Below are 15,670 nucleotides of genomic sequence, written 5' to 3' on the forward strand. Positions count from 1 at the left end.
GCGGGGCCGGGGGCTACTGTTCCGCGGCGCGTTTGGCCGCCTTGGCCGCCTGCTTCGCGTGCTGCTTGAACGCGCGGACCTCGGCGAGTGATTCCGGGCCCGTGATGTCGGCGACCGACCGGTGCGAGCCGGCCTCCCCGTACGGACCCGCGGCCTCTCGCCAGCCCTTCGGCCGGACTCCGAACTGCTTGCCCAGCAGCGCCAGGAAGATCTGGGCCTTCTGGGTGCCGAACCCGGGCAGCGCGTTCAGCCGTTTACGCAGTTCGGCCCCGTCGGGTACGTCGGCCCATACCGCGCTCGCGTCGCCGTCGTACTCCGCGACCAGGTACTGGCACAGCTGCTGGACCCTCTTGGCCATGGAGCCGGGATAGCGGTGCAGGGCGGGCTTCGTGGTGAAGAGCTCGGCGAACGCCTCCGGGTCGTAGGCGGCGATCTCATGGGCGTCCAGATCGTCCCCGCCCATCCGCTGCGCCAGCGAGTACGGGCCGGAGAAGGCCCATTCCATCGGCACCTGCTGGTCCAGCAGCATGCCCACCAATGCGGCGAGCGGGCTGCGCGCGAGGAGCTCGTCCGCCTTCGGCTCCTGGGCGATCCGCAGGGTGATGTGCTGGTCCTTGTCGCTCTTGGTCATGCCATCGATCATCCCGACGGCGGTGTGGCCCGGCCACTCCACTGCCCGCCGGTGCAGCCGTTTGCCGTACGGACGGGGCGGGTGCCCGAAGGGGCAGCGGCGGCTGCCCCCGGCCGGCGGGGTCCGGGCTGGACGGGGCAGTGAGGCGTCGTGAAGGTGGAGTGGTGAGGCCATCACGACGCGCCTTCGACCGGGGCGCGGGCAGGGGAGATGCGGTCAGGGGAGATGACGATGCACGCACCGGAATGGGACCGGGAACACGACCACGACCACGAGCGGGACCACGGTCACGGGCACGGGCATGAGCACGACGAGCCGGTGCACGCGTCGCGGGCGTCCGAGGGACGGGAGCCGGCGGACACCTCGCACCTCTACCGTGCGGCGGCCGCCGGGCGGCCCGATGTGGTCGGGGCCGGGGGCATGAGCGTGCTCCAACGGGCGGTCGGCAACAGCGCCGTGGGGTCGATGATCCAGCGCAAGGAGGAGGAAGAACGCTCCCCCGTGCACGACGTGGTCTCGTCGGGCGGCGGGCAGCCGCTGGACACCGACACCCGCGCCGATCTGGAGGGGCGGATGGGGGCGGACTTCTCCGACGTGCGCGTCCACACGGACTCCGCCGCCCACGAGTCCGCGAAGGGCGTGGGCGCGCACGCGTACACCGTGGGCAACAACGTGGTCTTCCAGCGGGACGCCTACGACCCGTCCTCGTCGCAGGGCCGCACCACGCTGGCCCATGAGCTGACCCATGTGATCCAGCAGCGAAACGGCCCGGTGGACGGTACGGAGGCGGCGGGCGGGATCCGGGTGAGCGACCCGTCCGACCGGTTCGAGCGGGAGGCCGTCGCGAACGCCGACCGGGTGCTGTCGGACCCGGCTCCGGCGTCGGCCCCCGTTTCGGACTCTGCCGCCGCCCCGGCTTCGGCGGCGTCCGTGCAGCGGGCCGCGACGGAGGACGAGGACGAGCAACCGGCCGATGTGCAGGGCTCCTTCGTGCAACGCGCCGAGGAAGGGGCCGAGGAGGAGGAAGAGGCTCCGCCCGAGTGAGGGAGGGGCGGGGTTCCGGCGGGGCGGTGGAGCGGGAGCGGGGCGATGGAGCGGGAGCGGGAGCTTCACCGGAAGCCCCGCCGCGTATCCGCCCCGTCGTGTCAGTCCGCCGAGTCCGTCTTCATCGTGCCGCCCAGGAACAGCGACTCCGAGCAGCGCGAAGGCGTCGGCGCGTTCACCGGCTTGCCGACCTTCCGGCAGTCCACGGTCAGCGTGACCCGGCCGCCGCCGAGCACCAGGATCGGCGTGACGAAGTGGTAGTCGGAGTCGCGGAAGTTCTCCAGCGCCAGCCGGAGCACGGGCGCGTCCCGCCCCGAGGAGACCACGAGCGTCCCCGCGTCGCCCTGCGGGTTCTGGACCACGATGTCGGTCAGCTGGAATGTGTGGCCGCCGGGCACCTGGAGGGCCGTCTCGGTGTTCGACCCGCCGCCCACCGAGTCCCTGACCTGCACCTGCGCACTGGTCGGGGCCGCGGCCGAGGCGCCGGAGTCCGCGTCGGCGCTCGGTGAGGGGCTGGGCTTCGGCGAGCCCCCGTTCGCCCCGGAGGAGTCACCGCCGCCCGACGCGCCGGCCGAGGACCCCTTCTCGGGCGCCTTGCTCTTGTCGGCCGCGGCGGCGGACCGTACCGCGTCCGGGGTGATCGCCTCGCGGGCCGCCGACTTCACGGCCGGGCGCAGCAGCGCGTACCAGAGTCCCACCAGCGCGATCAGCAGCACGGCCGCGGTGATCAGCGCGCGGGGGAGCCAGCGCGGCAGGATCGGCTCCTGCTGGTACGTGCCGTCCACGACCACCGGTGCGACCGGGGCCTGACCCTCGGCCACGTCCGGGGTGGCGACCAGCTGGAAAGGGTGCGTGACCGGGATGCCGCGCCACACGCGCTTGGCAGGCCGGATGCGCACCTTCCCGAAGTCCGCCCGTCCGGGCGCGATCAGCAGGGTGTCCTCGGCGAACGAGACCTGTGCCCGCTCCGTGCCCGACTGGGCCCCCAGCCGTACGGTGACCGGGGCGTTGCCCCGGTTGTCGACGGCGAGCTGGTGCTTGCCGCGCCAGGCTCCGTGCGAGCTGCGCGGCACCAGTTCGGCGGTCGTCTCGGTGAAGGGGAGTACGGTCACCCGCCCTTCGGGCACCACCGTGTCGCCCTGCTCACTGGTCGGCACCACGCGTATCCCGAAGGGCGTGTCCCCCGCGAGCACCGTCGAGTCCCGGGGCGGACGCAGTACGAGGGAGACCGTCTGCGAGTCGCCCGGATACAGGGAGAGCGTCGCCGGTTCGACCGTCGACCAGGCGGCACAGGCACCGACCACCTCGAAGCGGTACTCCTCGACGGTGCTGCCGGAGTTGAGGATCCGCAGGGGGAGGGCCGTCTCCTCGCCCGGTGCGGCAGTGACGGACGAATCGTCGAGGCTTGCCGTGAGACTCATAGGCGGCACCGTAGGTTCGCCGTTGAACACCGACATCGGCCGTGGAGGAACACTTCCGGGCAGATTCTGTGCCCGGATCGGCCTTTTTGTTTCCCTGTAGGGATACGCGGGCATCTTTTGACCGCCTCAGACGAGTGAGGCATACGAAAACAGCCGTGTTGGTTGTGTTCGCTGCGACGCCATCGGCTGTTGCCCAGGGGGAGCATTGCCATGGAGCGCATCACTGTTGCATTACGAGCTCAGGATCCGATCTCGCAAGCGGGCGTGGCCAGTCAGTTACGGACCCGGCCCGAGGTCAGCGTGACGGAGTGGGGAGAGGGCGACACCTCTCCCCGGATCGTGGTCGTCGTCGTGGACGCGGTCGACGAGGCGGTGTTGACGATGCTGCGCCACATCCAGCGCACCAGCACCTCACGCACCGTTCTGGTCACCACGGACATCGACGAGCAGAAGCTGGTGAGTGCCGCGGAGTGCGGTGTCGCCGGTGTGGTCAGGCGCTCCGAGGCGACTCCGGAGCATCTGGTGCAGGTCATCGGGACGGTGGCGCGGGGCGAGGGCCATCTCCCGTCCGACCTGCTGGGACGGCTGCTTGAGGAGGTGGGCCGCCTCCAGGGGCAGGTGCTCGGCCCGCGCGGTCTGCACTTCACCGGTCTCGCGGCGCGCGAGGTGGATGTGCTGAGGCTGGTCGCGGAGGGGTACGACACCGCGGACATCGCGACGAAGCTGGCCTACTCCGAGCGCACCATAAAGAACGTGCTGCACTCGGTGATGACCAGGCTGCAACTGCGGAACCGGTCGCATGCGGTGGCGTACGCGATGCGGCAGGGGCTGATCTGAGCCTTCCCGCGCCGGTGCGTACGTCGCCTCGGTAGGGCCCCCGGATGCACTTTCGGGCAGCGGGGGCTTCCCGAGGATGTGACTCCCGCACCGCTGTGCGTCCGCCGCCCGTACAGGACCCTGACGTCCGGTGTGCCGTTCGGCCTAGGGTGGGGGAGGACTTCCGTGCGCTGGTTCCAGCCGCTTCGGCGGGTGCCGCGGTCGCGGCGGGACGGATCGGTCCGGGCCCGGCCGTCCGCCTCGCGCCGCACCCTGACCGCGCTCCGGATCCCGGCCCTCGCCCTGCTTCTCGTGGTCAGTGGCGTGGCCCCCGGTTCAGCCGTCACGTCCGGGGCGCCGTCGGTGTCGGTGCCCGAACCCTGGGTCACCCCGGCCGAGTTCACCGACGCGGTCGACCCGGGCGGTTCCACGGGCGTGGCCAAGCAGGTGCGTACGCCGGCGATCCCGCCGAGGCCGGATGTGATCCTGCTGGTGGACGGCACGGGCAGCATGGACGTCCCGATCGAGCGGGTGAAGGCGCGGATCCCCGAGATCACGAAGGCGATCCGCGACGAGCAGGAGGATTCGCGCTTCGCCGTGGCCACCTTCGGTGACCAGCAGGTGGACCCCGACGCGGGCTTCAAGGTGCTGCAAGGGCTGACCGACAACCTGGACGATGTGCAGACGGGCGTCAACCAGCTCAAGTCCGACATGGGTTCCTTCAGCATCGGCCCGCCGGAGGACTGGATCTACGCGCTGTGGAAGCTGGCCAACGGTGGTGACGGGAAGACCGTTTTCCGCCCCGACTCCAGCCCCGTCATCGTGCTGGTCGGTGACGCGTCCAGTCATGACCCCAGCAACGAGCGGTCGTTCAGCGAAGCCGAGTTCGCCCTTCAGGACGCGGGGGTGCGGCTGATCGCGGTCGGACTGACCAGCGACAGGGGCGACGGCCTCAACGGGAACGGCCGCACACCCCAGTACCCCAATGACAAGGAGCACGAACCGAACCAGGCCCTGCGACTGGTGACGGCCACCAACGGCCGGATGATCGACGGCATCGAGGGCAGCGACGTCGTGGACGCCATCATCGACGGATTCAGCAACCTCCCCACCAACGTCAGTTACCGCCTGGACAACTGCGATCCGCATCTGTCCGTCGGCCTCGACCCGCCCACCCAGCAGCTCACCAGCGGGGACACGGCGCACTTCGCGGAGAACATCGACGTCTCCGCAGACGCGCCCCAGGGCACCCGGCTGACCTGCACCGTCCAGTTCCTGATGGGCACCCAGGCCCCGGGCACGGAAACGATCGGGCCGGCCGCGGCCGCCGACCCGGACTTCCAGGAGCAGATCAGCATCGATGTGAACGACATCGACGCGCCCGTCGTCACCGTGGACGATCTGACCGTCCGGGCCAAGGACAAGAAGGGCGCGCGCGTGACGTACGCCGCCACCGCCCAGGACACCACCGACGGCACGCTCCCGGTGACCTGCACCCCTGCTTCCGGTTCGCCCTTCCCGGTCGGCCGCACCACGGTGACCTGCTCGGCGACCGACTCGGCGGGCAACACGGGGACGGACACGGCGGAGATCGAGGTCCTGGAGGCTCCCGTCCCGCCCTCGGCGGACGTGGCGATGAAGGTCGACGTCAGCCCCGACCGTACGTACACCGGCCGCCCGGCCCGTGCGCGGTTCACCGTCACCAACGCCGGTCCGGACCCGGCGACCGGCGTCGTCATCGGCTCCAGCTGGCCGAAGCCGTCCAAGGGCAAGGACCGCAGCCTGCCCGCCCTGACCCGTTGCACGGCGGCGAAGCCGTGCACCATTCCGGCCGGCGGCCGCATCGAGCTGACCCAGACCGGTACGTACCGTGCGGCGATCACCGGGGACGTACGGGCCACCGTGCGCGGCACGTTGCCGGACCGCCGCAAGGCCAACAACCAGGACACCGACCGGCTGCGCGTCCTGAAGCCCTCGCTGACCGTCACTCCGCAGGTCGCCAAGCCCGGCCAGCCGGTGCTGGCCCGCGGCAAGGACTATCCGCCGGGCGCGACCGTACGTTTCACGTGGAACACCGGGATCACCCCCGGCGGAGCGACGGCCACGGTGGGGCGCGACGGCACCTTCGAGGTCCAGGTCCTGGTCCTGCGCAAGGACAAGCTCGGTCCGCGCGAGCTGCGAGCGGACTCGCGCGACCTCGCCCGGCTGAAGAAACCGGTCCTGGTGGTGCAGCGGAATCTCCAGCCACCGGACTTCGCGGGCCGCGCATGAGTACCGGTGGCCGCAGGGCCGGTGACACGGCCGGTGACCGCACGGCTGACGACCGCACGGCTGACGACCGCACGGGAGTGATCGGGTGATCCACGAGGTCGACGACGTACTGCGGGCACTGATCAGGGCGGAGGTACTCGAAGGCGGCCAGATCGCGGTGGTCTTCGACGCCCCGACCCGGGAGTGGGCGGCGAAGGTCAACGCGCCCATGGTCAACCTGTATCTCTACGACATCCGCGAGGACATGCGCAGGCGCGAGCGGGGTCTGCACAACGACTACGACGAGCGGGGCACGATCATCGCGCGCCGACGCCCGCCCCGCTTCTTCAAGCTGTCGTACCTGATCACGGCGTGGACGAAGCGCCCGGAGGACGAGCACCGGCTGCTCTCGTCGCTGCTTGGCTGCCTGCTGCGTTACGAGGCGCTGCCCCCGGAACGGCTGGCGGGCACCCTGGCCGAGATCGGGGCGCCGGTACCGATGTCGATCGCGCTGCCGCCACCGGAGGACCGCTCGTTCGCCGATGTGTGGAGCGCGCTGGGCGGCGAGTTGAAGCCCTCGCTCGACCTGGTGATCAGCGTGCCGGTGACGGCCTCGCCGAGCTATGTGGTCGGCCCGCCGGTGGGGGACGAGGGACTGCAGACCCGCTTCGGGGACGTACCCGAGCCGGCCGAGCCCGTATCGGAGCCGATGCCGGGCCGCGGCGGCCTCCCGGTGTACGGCGGCCGCCCGGGGCGGCCCGGCGGGAACGCCACCACCCGTGTCCCCGACACGGAACGACGACGCGGCCTTTCCCTCCGGATCGTGGAGACCCGGAAGGCCCGTACGGGTGCCGGGGAAGCCCGCGCAAGGACCGCGGAGAGTGCGGAGACGGCAGAGCGTGCGGTGACCGCGGTGACCGCGGTGACCGCGGAGAGTGCGGTGACCGCGGAGAGCGCGGAGAGCGCACAGGCCGCAGAGACCGCAGAGACCGCAGAGACCGCAGAGACCCGTACGGAGGACAGCGCCGAATGACCGACGCGGGCGACCCGAACCTGCGCCACCTCCTCGCCCGCGCGGTAGCGGTGGAGCAGCGCATCCGACGGGCGGTCGAGGCCCGGCAGCTCACCGATCCGGACCCGGACGACGCCTTCCGCGGCCTCTACCTCACGGACGAGAACATCGCCCGCCTGCTGGACGAGAACGAGGCCCGCGCCTTCCCGTATCCCGTGCCGGACCCCATACCGGACGCCGCGCCGGAATCCGACGAGGCAACGACAGAGCACTCCCGACTCACTTCCCTGGCAGCCGAATTCGACCTCACCGCCCTCGATACCGAGATCCTCCTCATCGCGCTCGTACCGGATCTCGACGACCGCTTCGAGGCGTTCTACGGCTACCTGAACGACGACGTCACCCGCCGCCGCCCGTCCATCGGACTGGCGCTGGGCCTGTGCGGGCTCTCCCCCGCCGACCAGGTGGCACGTGGCCGGCTCGCGGCCCGCGCCCCGCTCCGCGAGGGCCGCCTCCTCCTGGTCGAGGACCTGGACCGTCCGTTCCTGAGCCGGGCGCTGCGCGTCCCCGACCGGGTCACCGCCCACCTCCTGGGTGACGACACCCCCGACCCCCGGCTGGCCGACCTCCTCGCCCCCTGGCACGCCGTGCCGGGCGTCGGAGACCCGGCGCCGCTCGCCGGAGCCCTCGCCCACGGCGCCTCGCTGACCTACCTCCGCGAGGACCAGGGCGGTGCGGGCACCGCCCTCGCCGCCTCCGCGCTGACCCGTGCGGGCCACCGGGTCCTGGGCCTGGACCTGGCCCGCCTCGCGGAGGACCCGTCACCAGCCGAGGCGGTCCGCTCGCTGGTCCGCGAGGCCCGGCTGACCGGTGCGGGCGTGGTCTGCGCCCCGATCGACGCGGTCTGCCGCGAACACCCGGAGCTCCTCCGGCTGCTCACCGGCACCCCGGTCCCCACGATCCTGGTGGGCCGGGCTCCCTGGGACGCGGCCTGGTCCACCGCCCCGCCGCTCCTCCTGCACGCCCCACGCGTCGAACCCTCCACCAGGGCCGCTCTCTGGACCGACGCGTACGACGCCCCCGTCCCCGAAACCATCGACGTGGACCGCCTGCTCTCGCCGTTCCTCCTCACCCCGGAGCAGATCACCCGCGCGGCCCGGGGCGCCGCCCAGACCACCCATCTGGACGGCGGCACCCTCACCCCCGACCACGTCCGCCAGGGCGCCCGCGCCCAGAACGCGGCCGGCCTGGACCGCCTGGCCCGCCGCATCGAACCCACCGTCACCTGGAACGACCTGGTCCTCCCACCGGACACCCACGCCCAGCTCCGCGAACTGACCGCCCGCGCACGCCACCGCGACCGGGTCCTGGGGGAGTGGGGCATGCGCCCCGGCGGCGGCCGGGGCCGAGGCGTGTCCGCCCTCTTCGCCGGCGACTCCGGTACCGGCAAGACGATGTCGGCGGAGGTCATCGCCGCAGACCTGGGCCTGGACCTCTACACGGTCGATCTGGCGACAGTGATCGACAAATACGTGGGCGAGACGGAGAAGAACCTGGAGCGGATCTTCTCGGAGGCCGCAGGCGTGAACGGCGTCCTTCTCTTCGACGAGGCGGACGCGATCTTCGGCAAGCGCTCGGACGTGAAGGACGCCCACGACCGCTACGCGAACGTCGAGAGCGCGTACCTCCTCCAGCGCATGGAGTCCTTCGACGGCCTGGCGATCCTCGCCACCAACCTCCGGGCCAACCTGGACGACGCGTTCACCCGCCGCCTGGACCTGGTCATCGACTTCCCGGTCCCGGACCCCGAACAGCGCCTCGTCCTCTGGGAGCGCTGCCTGGGCCCCGTACTCCCCCGGGGCAAAGACCTGGACCTCGCGTTCTGCGCGGAGAACTTCGAGCTGGCGGGCGGCAACATCCGCTCGATCGCGGTGACGTCCGCGTACCTGGCGGCGGACACGGACGGACCGGTGACGATGCCGACGCTGATCCACGCGATCCAGCGCGAGTACCAGAAGCTGGGCCGGCTGACGCTGGCGTCGGAGTTCGGCCCGTATCTGAAGCTGCTGGCGTGAGATGCGGCAGCTCGCAGATCCAGGCGCTCAGACCTTGATGATCCGTACCCGGTCGCCGCACAGCAGCCCCAGATCCTCAGGGTCCGAAGTGAGGATCACCGCAGGCTTCGGCATCAGCAACGCAGTCGCCCCCACGACGGCGTCGATGGCGTACTTGTGCCCATGAAGGCCGGCGTCGGTCAGCAGCTTCATGGCCGAGCGTCCGATCTCCTCGCTCACGGGCTCGACCGTCAGCCTGGACACCACCCAGTTGAACCGGGCGGCGTTCACCTTCCGGTGGTGAGCTTCGATGAGCGTGAGAACGCTGACGATCACCCTCATGTCCTCCTGCTCCGCTCCACGGAGCAGTGCCATGACCTGCCGGTCATCGGCGACGACCTTGGACAGACCCTCGCTGTCCAGCACGAGCGTCCCGGCCCGAGCCATCAGGCGGCGTTCTGTGCATCGTCGGCGTCGCCCCGCAGAAGTGCTCGGGCGGCATCGACCTCCGTACTACTCAGCGCCCCCTGCTCCGCCTCGTGCGCGTTGGTCAGCTCGGCGAGGTTGTCCCGCTCGATCTGGCGCTGCACGGCAGCGTCCACGTAGGCGGAGAAACCCCGCTTCCCCACGCGTGCACGGACGGCAGCGATATTGCCCGAGTGCAGGCTGACGGAGACGTTGGCAGTGGGGCCTTCGCCCACGCCGTAGGTGGTGTCGTCACTCATGACATCAATCTAATACATGAACTCGTAGAAGGGTTGGGCTTGCCGCGACGCGGCGGTGGGCACCGGACACGCCCCCTTGCGCGGACCCGTGGTTGGCGCGACTGTGGTCCGCGACCGACCGGACCTCTCCGTACGGCGACGGGAGTCAGCGTGACCGCATTGCCTGTTCTGCCCCACGAACTGCACGGCGACGGCCCGCACAAGGTGATCGCGGTGCACGGCTGGCTCGCCGACCGCTCCGCGTACGCCCCCGTGCTGCCGGATCTCGATCGCGATTCGTTCCAGTACGCGGTGGTGGACCTGCGGGGGTACGGCGAGGCGCGGGACGCGGCCGGCTCGTACACCACGGCGGAGGGGGCCGAGGACGTGCTCGCGCTGGCCGACCGGCTCGGCTGGGAACGGTTCTCGCTGGTCGGTCACTCGATGGGCGGCTCCGTCATCCAGCGGACGCTGGCCGCCGCGCCGGAGCGGGTGCGTCGGATCGTCGGGGTCTCGCCCGTCCCCGCGTCCGGCCTGCCGCTCCCGCCCGAGCAGTGGGAACTCTTCGCCGAGGCGGCGCACACCCCGCAGAACCGGCGGATCATCCTCGACACCACCACCGGAGGCCGCCGCCCGGCGGGCTGGCTGGACCGCATGGTGCGTCGCTCGGTCGACTGCAGTGACGCCAAGGCGTTCCGGGCCTGGCTGGACTCCTGGGCGGGCGAGGACTTCCACGACCAGGTCGAGGGTTCGCCGGTGCCGGCCCTGGCCGTGGTGGGCGCGCTCGACCCGGCGCTGTCCGCGGAGTTGCAGCGCGCCACCTGGATGCGCTGGTTCCCGCGCGCCGAACTGGTGGAGCTGCCGTCGTGCGGCCACTACGCGATGGACGAGGCCCCGCTCGACCTGATCCGGGTGGTGGAGGACTTCCTGCGGGCGGACGCGGGCGCATGAGTGACCCCGCCCCCGCCCCCGCCCCCGCCGAGACGCCCGTACCGGACGTCTTCGGCCCCAGGCAGTACGGGCGGGGCATCCCCCACGACCACTACCGCCTCCTGCGCGACCACCACCCCGTGGCATGGCAGGAGGAACCGGAGGTGCTCGGCTGGCCGGCGGGCCCCGGCTTCTGGGCGGTCACCCGGCACGAGGACGTGGTCTGGGTCCTGAAGGACTCCGCCACGTACTCCTCGTACCTGGGCGCCACCCAGATCCGCGACCCGGACCCGGACGACCTGCCGTTCATCCGCCGCATGATGCTCAACCAGGACCCACCGCACCACCGACGCCTGCGCGTACTCGTCAGCCGCGCCTTCACCCCGAAGCGCGTGGACCATTTCGCCGAGGTCGTCCGCGAACGCGCTCGCTCCCTGCTCACCCGCGCGGTCGCCGAGGCGCGGGCCGGCGACGGCACCTGCGACCTCGTCACCCAGGTCACCGACGACTACGCCCTGCTCAACCTCACCGACCTGCTCGGCGTACCGGACACCGACCGCGCGCTCCTCCTCCACTGGACCCAGCGCGTCATCGGCTACCAGGACCCCGACGAGGCCGGAACCCCGGAACTCGGCCCGGACGGCAAACCGCTCAACCCCCGTTCCCCGTCCGCCCTGCGCGACATGTTCGACTACGCGCACGCCCTGGCCGCCCACAAGCGCCGCCACCCCGCCGACGACGTCATGACGTCCCTGGCCACGGACCCCGAACTGACCGCCCCCGAGCTGGAGATGTTCTTCTTCCTCCTGGTGGTGGCCGGCAACGACACCGTACGCAGCGCGGCTCCTGGCGGTCTGCACCTCCTGGCGGAGCACCCCGATGCGTACCGCCGCCTGTGCAAGGGCGAGGTGGGGCTCACGACGGCCGTGGACGAACTCCTCCGCCGCCACCCCCCGGTCCTCACTTTCCGCCGAACGGCGCGCGAGGACACGGTGCTGGCGGGCACCCGCATCCGCACCGGCGACAAGGTGGTCGTCCTCCACGCCTCCGCCAACCACGACGAACGCGTCTTCCCGGCCCCGTACACCCTGGACCTCTCCCGGTCCCCGAACCCCCATGTCTCCTTCGGCGATGGCCCGCATGTCTGCCTGGGGGCGCACTTCGCGCGGCTTCAGCTGCGGGCGCTGTACGAGGAGATGTGCCGGGCTCTGCCGCCAGGGCGACTCCAACTCGCGGCTCCACCTCGCCGCTTGGTGTCGAACTTCATCAACGGAGTGAAGTCGCTGCCGGTGCGGGTGGCCGATGTCTGACGATCGATCCCTCAGGTAGATGTCGGACGCCTGGCACGGTGACAACTACAGGCGCAATGCAGGTGTTCGACAGGAACCTCGTCGGGCCTGACACGGATGACCTGCTCGCCGTGGCACAGCCGGTGTCCCTCAAGCCATTCGGTGCCTGAGGTTCTGCACTCGGGGGATCTGTATGCGGCATGCGACCCCAGTCGGGGCGCGGAACCGCTCACGGTCGACCTGTGCCTGAGATCCGCCCTCGCACGCCAAGGTGAGGTGCATCTGCACCGGGGGCGGTGAACGGCGCACATTTGGGATGGGCATGGACATCAGGTCGTGCCCCGCTCATCGAGAAGCCGTCGCCGACCACCTCGGCCGCGCCTTCGATGAGTTCCTGGCAGTAGAAGCAGATCCTCATGACGCCGCTCGCTTCCCGCAGGTGTTGCAGCAACGGGGGAACCAGACACCGGTGCCATCGCGGTTGTGCCGACCCCTCGGGCCGAGGTCGACCGCAGTGCTCGGGGTCAGGGGGACGCCACACCACACGCAGTGTGCGCCGCGTTGCTGGGCCTGCGAGAGGAAGTCAGGATCCGGAAGCATTCTGGAGCCGTGCGCGTTGCAGCTCGCCTTGTAGGTGTCCACGCACTGACGGTCCCAAGCGTGGGAGCCTGATGGGAGGCGACAACCTATGACACGGAGTTGATCATGCACGCCGTGGCGATCACGGGCACTCGATCCACGGACCATCGCCCGCGAGACGAGTACGTGGCGCTCTTCGCCACGTACCTCGGAGCGTTCGCGCGCAGCGCCTTCTACGTAGGCGGTGCGAAAGGAATCGATACATTGGCTCTGCTCTGGTTGGCGGAGAGTACGCATGCGGACGTCACTGTCGTTGTTCCGGGCACGGTTGCCCAGCAACCGGAAGAGGCTCGGCAGTCCATCTCCCATGCCCGCAACCTGAAGCGCATCAAGAAGATCGTCGAACTCGGAGCTCCTGATCTGTCCGCCGAGGCGTACCACGCACGCAACCGTTGGATGGTCGATCATTCCGCGTTGACGATCGGGTTCCCGCACAGCGCTGCCCCGTCATCGGGTACGTGGCAAACCATCGGCTATGCAGCAGATCAGGGGAAACCGCGGCTGATCGTCCCCGTGTAGCGCTGGTCTGCGTCACGATGACGGGATGGACAGCTCAACCGCGGGTGCGGCGGCGCTGAAGAGGCTGAGGACTCGACGCGGTCTGTCTCTGGCCGACACGGCACGAGCCTTGACGCAGATCGCTCAGGACCTGGGCATGCCCAGGCTGCCGCAGATCTCGAGTGTCCAGCGCTCGATCGCGCGCTGGGAGTCGAAGTCGGCGACGATGCCTGACGAGCGTTACCAGCTGCTGCTTGCCCATCTCTACGTGGCCACGTCTGGTGGGAGTCGCTCGCTCGGAGCGGGGTCGGACTTCGCGCAGTACCTCGATGCGTTGGGGCAACTGGGGGAGAGCGAACACCGGATCGCGGAGTTGCGGAGCACTCTGCTCCGGGCGGTGACAGATGATGGCGGCGGTCTGCTCGGGCTGTTGGCACCCAAGACCGGTGTCGGATTGGTCCAGGCCCTCGCGAATGCGTCGCTCCTGGATGCGGAGACTGTCGTAGGACTCGCCTCTGTTGTTGCAGACGTCAACGCGCAGGTGGGGAGCCTCCCCTTCGTACGCCTGCAACTGATGCTCGCTCCGGCGCTGGAAGCGTGCCGTCGGCTGATGGCTGGTGGGCCGCCGGAGCCGGTGCGCGAGCGCTTGCGGAGCACGTGGGTGGAGGCAGCGGTTTTGGCCGGCCGCCTTGCGTTCGAGACGCGAGACGATGCCGCCAGTCGGTCTCTGTACGAGGAGGCGACCAGGGAGTCCGGCTGTTTGAGGGAACCATGGCGGCAAGCCCCGGTGCACCTGAGCCACGCCCTCACCGTCCTCTACTCGTCGCCCGACATCGCGAACGCGGCTGCACTCGCCGAGGCGGCAGTCCGAGCAGCCAGCAGTGGAGAAAGCCGACTGATCCGTGCGCGAGCGCATGCGCTGCGGGCGGAAGTCGCGGCCCGATCGGGTCAGGCCCGGCAATCTCAAGCGGCGCTTGGGCTGGCCTGGTACGACATCGAGCGGCAGTCTCCCGACGACCCCTTGCCCGGCGCGTTCTCTGCGGAGTACTTGCGTGGCTTCGAGGGGGTGTGCCACCTGTACGTGGGTGACCCGATCGTCGCCCACGACCAGTTCGCGGCCTCGGCCAGCTCTCTCGGATCTCCCCGGCAAGAGGTGCAGCGCATCATCGTCGCAACGGATCAGGCCCTGGCGAGGGTCCGGCTCGGCGAGCCGTATGCGGGAGCCGAGCTGCTGCACGAATGCATTACAACGGCAGCTTCAACTGGCGGGAGGGTCCCAATGATCCGCTTACGGAGGGCCCGCCAGGAGCTTCGGCCGTGGCGACGCGAGGACTTCGTGGCGGACTTGGACGACCACTTGATGGACGTGCTCGGTCGGTAAATTCGGGCCGCAGCTCCCTACTCTGAGCGGCGAAACCGAGTACACACAGTGGAGAGAGGGTGTTGTTGATGGTAAGAATTATCTGGCCCCGATGCGAGCCTTCGCCGAATACCGCGTGGTAACTTCGAATTGGCGAGAGACGCTAGCTATCGGCTTCGTGAGAGGGTGACAAACGAGCTGTTGGCCCCTGCCACGGAGGCTCAGGAAACGGTGGTCCGTTGGGGCCGTTCGCCTTATTGGGCGTGGCGTACCGCTGTCGCACATGGAGTCCTCCAGCGGTCCCTCAATTTTGGCGAAAAACCTGTGCGCCAACAGGAAAGAAATGCCTTACCGCTACCTGGTTACCTGGATCTTCATCAAGTCGTTGGGTAGGGGATTATTTTGAGACCCTATTTAAAATTTAGTAGTGACATCGATGCCAGATCTCGGACCTGTTCATCGGAATCGCTGTTTGCTGCAGCTGAGATCGCAGCCTTGAGGTCGGGCCAGGGGGTATACATTGAAGCAATTGCTGCGGCCTTCCTGACGTCTGGCTGATCGAAACCGATTCCATGCTTGATGACCTGACAGATGCCGGGCGTGGAATCCTCTCCAGCTGCTGCAGCAATCATCATCAGTGCGAGAACGCGCGCATTCCAATCTGGCTCAGCATAATAGAGGTCGACCAGCTCTTGGGTGGATATTGTGTCGAATTCCTCTGTAACCAAATTAAGTGCTGATTGTACGGCTTCCGGGGAGGTGCCCTTAACGGAGTAGTTCTCGATGGAGAGGTACATCAAGTCCAGTGCCTCGTCTTCGATCAAGTGCACCCCTACTCCGGCTGGTGTAGCCCAGACCACTTCTGCCGGCGCTGATTCGACGGCTGGGTAGGCGCCCTGGAATACCCAATTCTTACCCTCTGTGAATCTGGCAAATATTTGAGGGTCAATGGAGTCTCGAAATATCACGTTGAGGCGCATTAGTCACCTTCATGTGTGTGATGATCCGTTGATTGATTCGAT

The 15,670-nt window shown here is 69.4% G+C and carries 14 protein-coding genes; 9 read left to right on the forward strand and 5 right to left on the reverse strand.

Annotated elements, in window-relative coordinates; genetic code table 11:
* Positions 1-13 precede the first annotated feature (13 nt).
* On the reverse strand, positions 14-631 hold the full coding sequence (locus EES42_RS22340) for an HhH-GPD-type base excision DNA repair protein (protein ID WP_124719996.1): 618 nt from the start codon (positions 629-631) through the stop codon (positions 14-16).
* A gap of 225 nt (positions 632-856) precedes the next feature.
* Here EES42_RS22340 and EES42_RS22345 point away from each other — a divergent pair, with 225 nt between their 5' ends.
* Positions 857-1,675, forward strand: coding sequence for an eCIS core domain-containing protein (locus EES42_RS22345; RefSeq protein ID WP_124719997.1), 819 nt, complete (start codon positions 857-859; stop codon positions 1,673-1,675).
* 101 nt (positions 1,676-1,776) lie between these two features.
* On the opposite strand, the gene EES42_RS22350 is transcribed toward EES42_RS22345, so the two are convergent.
* A complete protein-coding gene (locus EES42_RS22350) occupies positions 1,777-3,096 on the reverse strand; it encodes a COG1470 family protein (protein WP_124719998.1) in 1,320 nt (439 codons plus the stop codon).
* A gap of 210 nt (positions 3,097-3,306) precedes the next feature.
* Between EES42_RS22350 and EES42_RS22355 the strand changes: the two genes are divergently transcribed.
* From EES42_RS22355 to EES42_RS22370, 4 genes are all read left to right on the forward strand, one after another.
* On the forward strand, positions 3,307-3,933 hold the full coding sequence (locus EES42_RS22355; protein ID WP_124719999.1) for a helix-turn-helix transcriptional regulator: 627 nt from the start codon (positions 3,307-3,309) through the stop codon (positions 3,931-3,933).
* A 165-nt stretch (positions 3,934-4,098) separates the two neighbouring features.
* Positions 4,099-6,183, forward strand: a complete 2,085-nt coding sequence (locus EES42_RS22360) for a VWA domain-containing protein (protein WP_241196507.1) — start codon at positions 4,099-4,101, stop codon at positions 6,181-6,183.
* A gap of 85 nt (positions 6,184-6,268) precedes the next feature.
* A complete protein-coding gene (locus EES42_RS22365; protein WP_124720000.1) occupies positions 6,269-7,195 on the forward strand; it encodes a Pvc16 family protein in 927 nt (308 codons plus the stop codon).
* Positions 7,192-9,249, forward strand: a complete 2,058-nt coding sequence (locus EES42_RS22370) for an ATP-binding protein (RefSeq protein WP_124720001.1) — start codon at positions 7,192-7,194, stop codon at positions 9,247-9,249. Before EES42_RS22365 ends, EES42_RS22370 begins: the two co-directional genes overlap by 4 nt.
* Before the next feature lie 27 nt (positions 9,250-9,276).
* Here the strand turns inward: EES42_RS22370 and EES42_RS22375 are convergent, their stop codons facing one another.
* Together EES42_RS22375 and EES42_RS22380 are read right to left on the reverse strand one after the other, a co-directional pair.
* Entirely contained in the window at positions 9,277-9,675 is a 399-nt protein-coding gene (locus EES42_RS22375) for a PIN domain-containing protein (RefSeq protein ID WP_124720002.1), read from the reverse strand.
* Positions 9,675-9,953 carry a hypothetical protein gene (locus EES42_RS22380; protein WP_124720003.1) on the reverse strand — a complete coding sequence of 93 codons (279 nt, stop codon included), beginning with the start codon at positions 9,951-9,953 and terminating at the stop codon, positions 9,675-9,677. The genes EES42_RS22375 and EES42_RS22380 overlap by 1 nt, the downstream gene beginning before the upstream one ends.
* A gap of 150 nt (positions 9,954-10,103) precedes the next feature.
* Here EES42_RS22380 and EES42_RS22385 point away from each other — a divergent pair, with 150 nt between their 5' ends.
* The 4 genes from EES42_RS22385 to EES42_RS22405 all read left to right on the forward strand — a co-directional run bounded on the left by EES42_RS22385 (position 10,104) and on the right by EES42_RS22405 (position 14,669).
* Complete coding sequence (locus EES42_RS22385; protein WP_124720004.1) at positions 10,104-10,883, forward strand: alpha/beta fold hydrolase; 780 nt, start codon at positions 10,104-10,106, stop codon at positions 10,881-10,883.
* The gene (locus EES42_RS22390) at positions 10,880-12,172 is read left to right on the forward strand and encodes a cytochrome P450 (RefSeq protein WP_124720005.1); all 1,293 of its coding nucleotides are present in this window, start codon (positions 10,880-10,882) and stop codon (positions 12,170-12,172) included. Before EES42_RS22385 ends, EES42_RS22390 begins: the two co-directional genes overlap by 4 nt.
* A gap of 684 nt (positions 12,173-12,856) precedes the next feature.
* Positions 12,857-13,309: an LOG family protein gene (locus EES42_RS22400; RefSeq protein ID WP_124720006.1), complete on the forward strand. Its 453-nt coding sequence runs from the start codon at positions 12,857-12,859 to the stop codon at positions 13,307-13,309.
* 25 nt (positions 13,310-13,334) lie between these two features.
* Entirely contained in the window at positions 13,335-14,669 is a 1,335-nt protein-coding gene (locus EES42_RS22405; RefSeq protein WP_206433535.1) for a hypothetical protein, read from the forward strand.
* A gap of 389 nt (positions 14,670-15,058) precedes the next feature.
* On the opposite strand, the gene EES42_RS22410 is transcribed toward EES42_RS22405, so the two are convergent.
* The gene (locus EES42_RS22410) at positions 15,059-15,628 is read right to left on the reverse strand and encodes a hypothetical protein (protein ID WP_124720007.1); all 570 of its coding nucleotides are present in this window, start codon (positions 15,626-15,628) and stop codon (positions 15,059-15,061) included.
* Positions 15,629-15,670 lie beyond the last annotated feature (42 nt).

Source organism: Streptomyces sp. ADI95-17 (assembly GCF_003846175.1).
Taxonomy (GTDB): Bacteria; Actinomycetota; Actinomycetes; order Streptomycetales; family Streptomycetaceae; genus Streptomyces; species Streptomyces sanglieri.

What these genes read in the sequence shown, in the direction of transcription:
- EES42_RS22340 (WP_124719996.1), bottom strand. Translation starts at nt 631, where the DNA reads ATGACCAAGAGCGACAAGGACCAGCACATCACCCTGCGGATCGCCCAG.
- EES42_RS22370 (WP_124720001.1), top strand. Translation starts at nt 7,192, where the DNA reads ATGACCGACGCGGGCGACCCGAACCTGCGCCACCTCCTCGCCCGCGCG.
- EES42_RS22380 (WP_124720003.1), bottom strand. Translation starts at nt 9,953, where the DNA reads ATGAGTGACGACACCACCTACGGCGTGGGCGAAGGCCCCACTGCCAAC.
- EES42_RS22350 (WP_124719998.1), bottom strand. Translation starts at nt 3,096, where the DNA reads ATGAGTCTCACGGCAAGCCTCGACGATTCGTCCGTCACTGCCGCACCG.
- EES42_RS22400 (WP_124720006.1), top strand. Translation starts at nt 12,857, where the DNA reads ATGCACGCCGTGGCGATCACGGGCACTCGATCCACGGACCATCGCCCG.
- EES42_RS22390 (WP_124720005.1), top strand. Translation starts at nt 10,880, where the DNA reads ATGAGTGACCCCGCCCCCGCCCCCGCCCCCGCCGAGACGCCCGTACCG.
- EES42_RS22345 (WP_124719997.1), top strand. Translation starts at nt 857, where the DNA reads ATGACGATGCACGCACCGGAATGGGACCGGGAACACGACCACGACCAC.
- EES42_RS22405 (WP_206433535.1), top strand. Translation starts at nt 13,335, where the DNA reads ATGGACAGCTCAACCGCGGGTGCGGCGGCGCTGAAGAGGCTGAGGACT.
- EES42_RS22355 (WP_124719999.1), top strand. Translation starts at nt 3,307, where the DNA reads ATGGAGCGCATCACTGTTGCATTACGAGCTCAGGATCCGATCTCGCAA.
- EES42_RS22410 (WP_124720007.1), bottom strand. Translation starts at nt 15,628, where the DNA reads ATGCGCCTCAACGTGATATTTCGAGACTCCATTGACCCTCAAATATTT.
- EES42_RS22375 (WP_124720002.1), bottom strand. Translation starts at nt 9,675, where the DNA reads ATGGCTCGGGCCGGGACGCTCGTGCTGGACAGCGAGGGTCTGTCCAAG.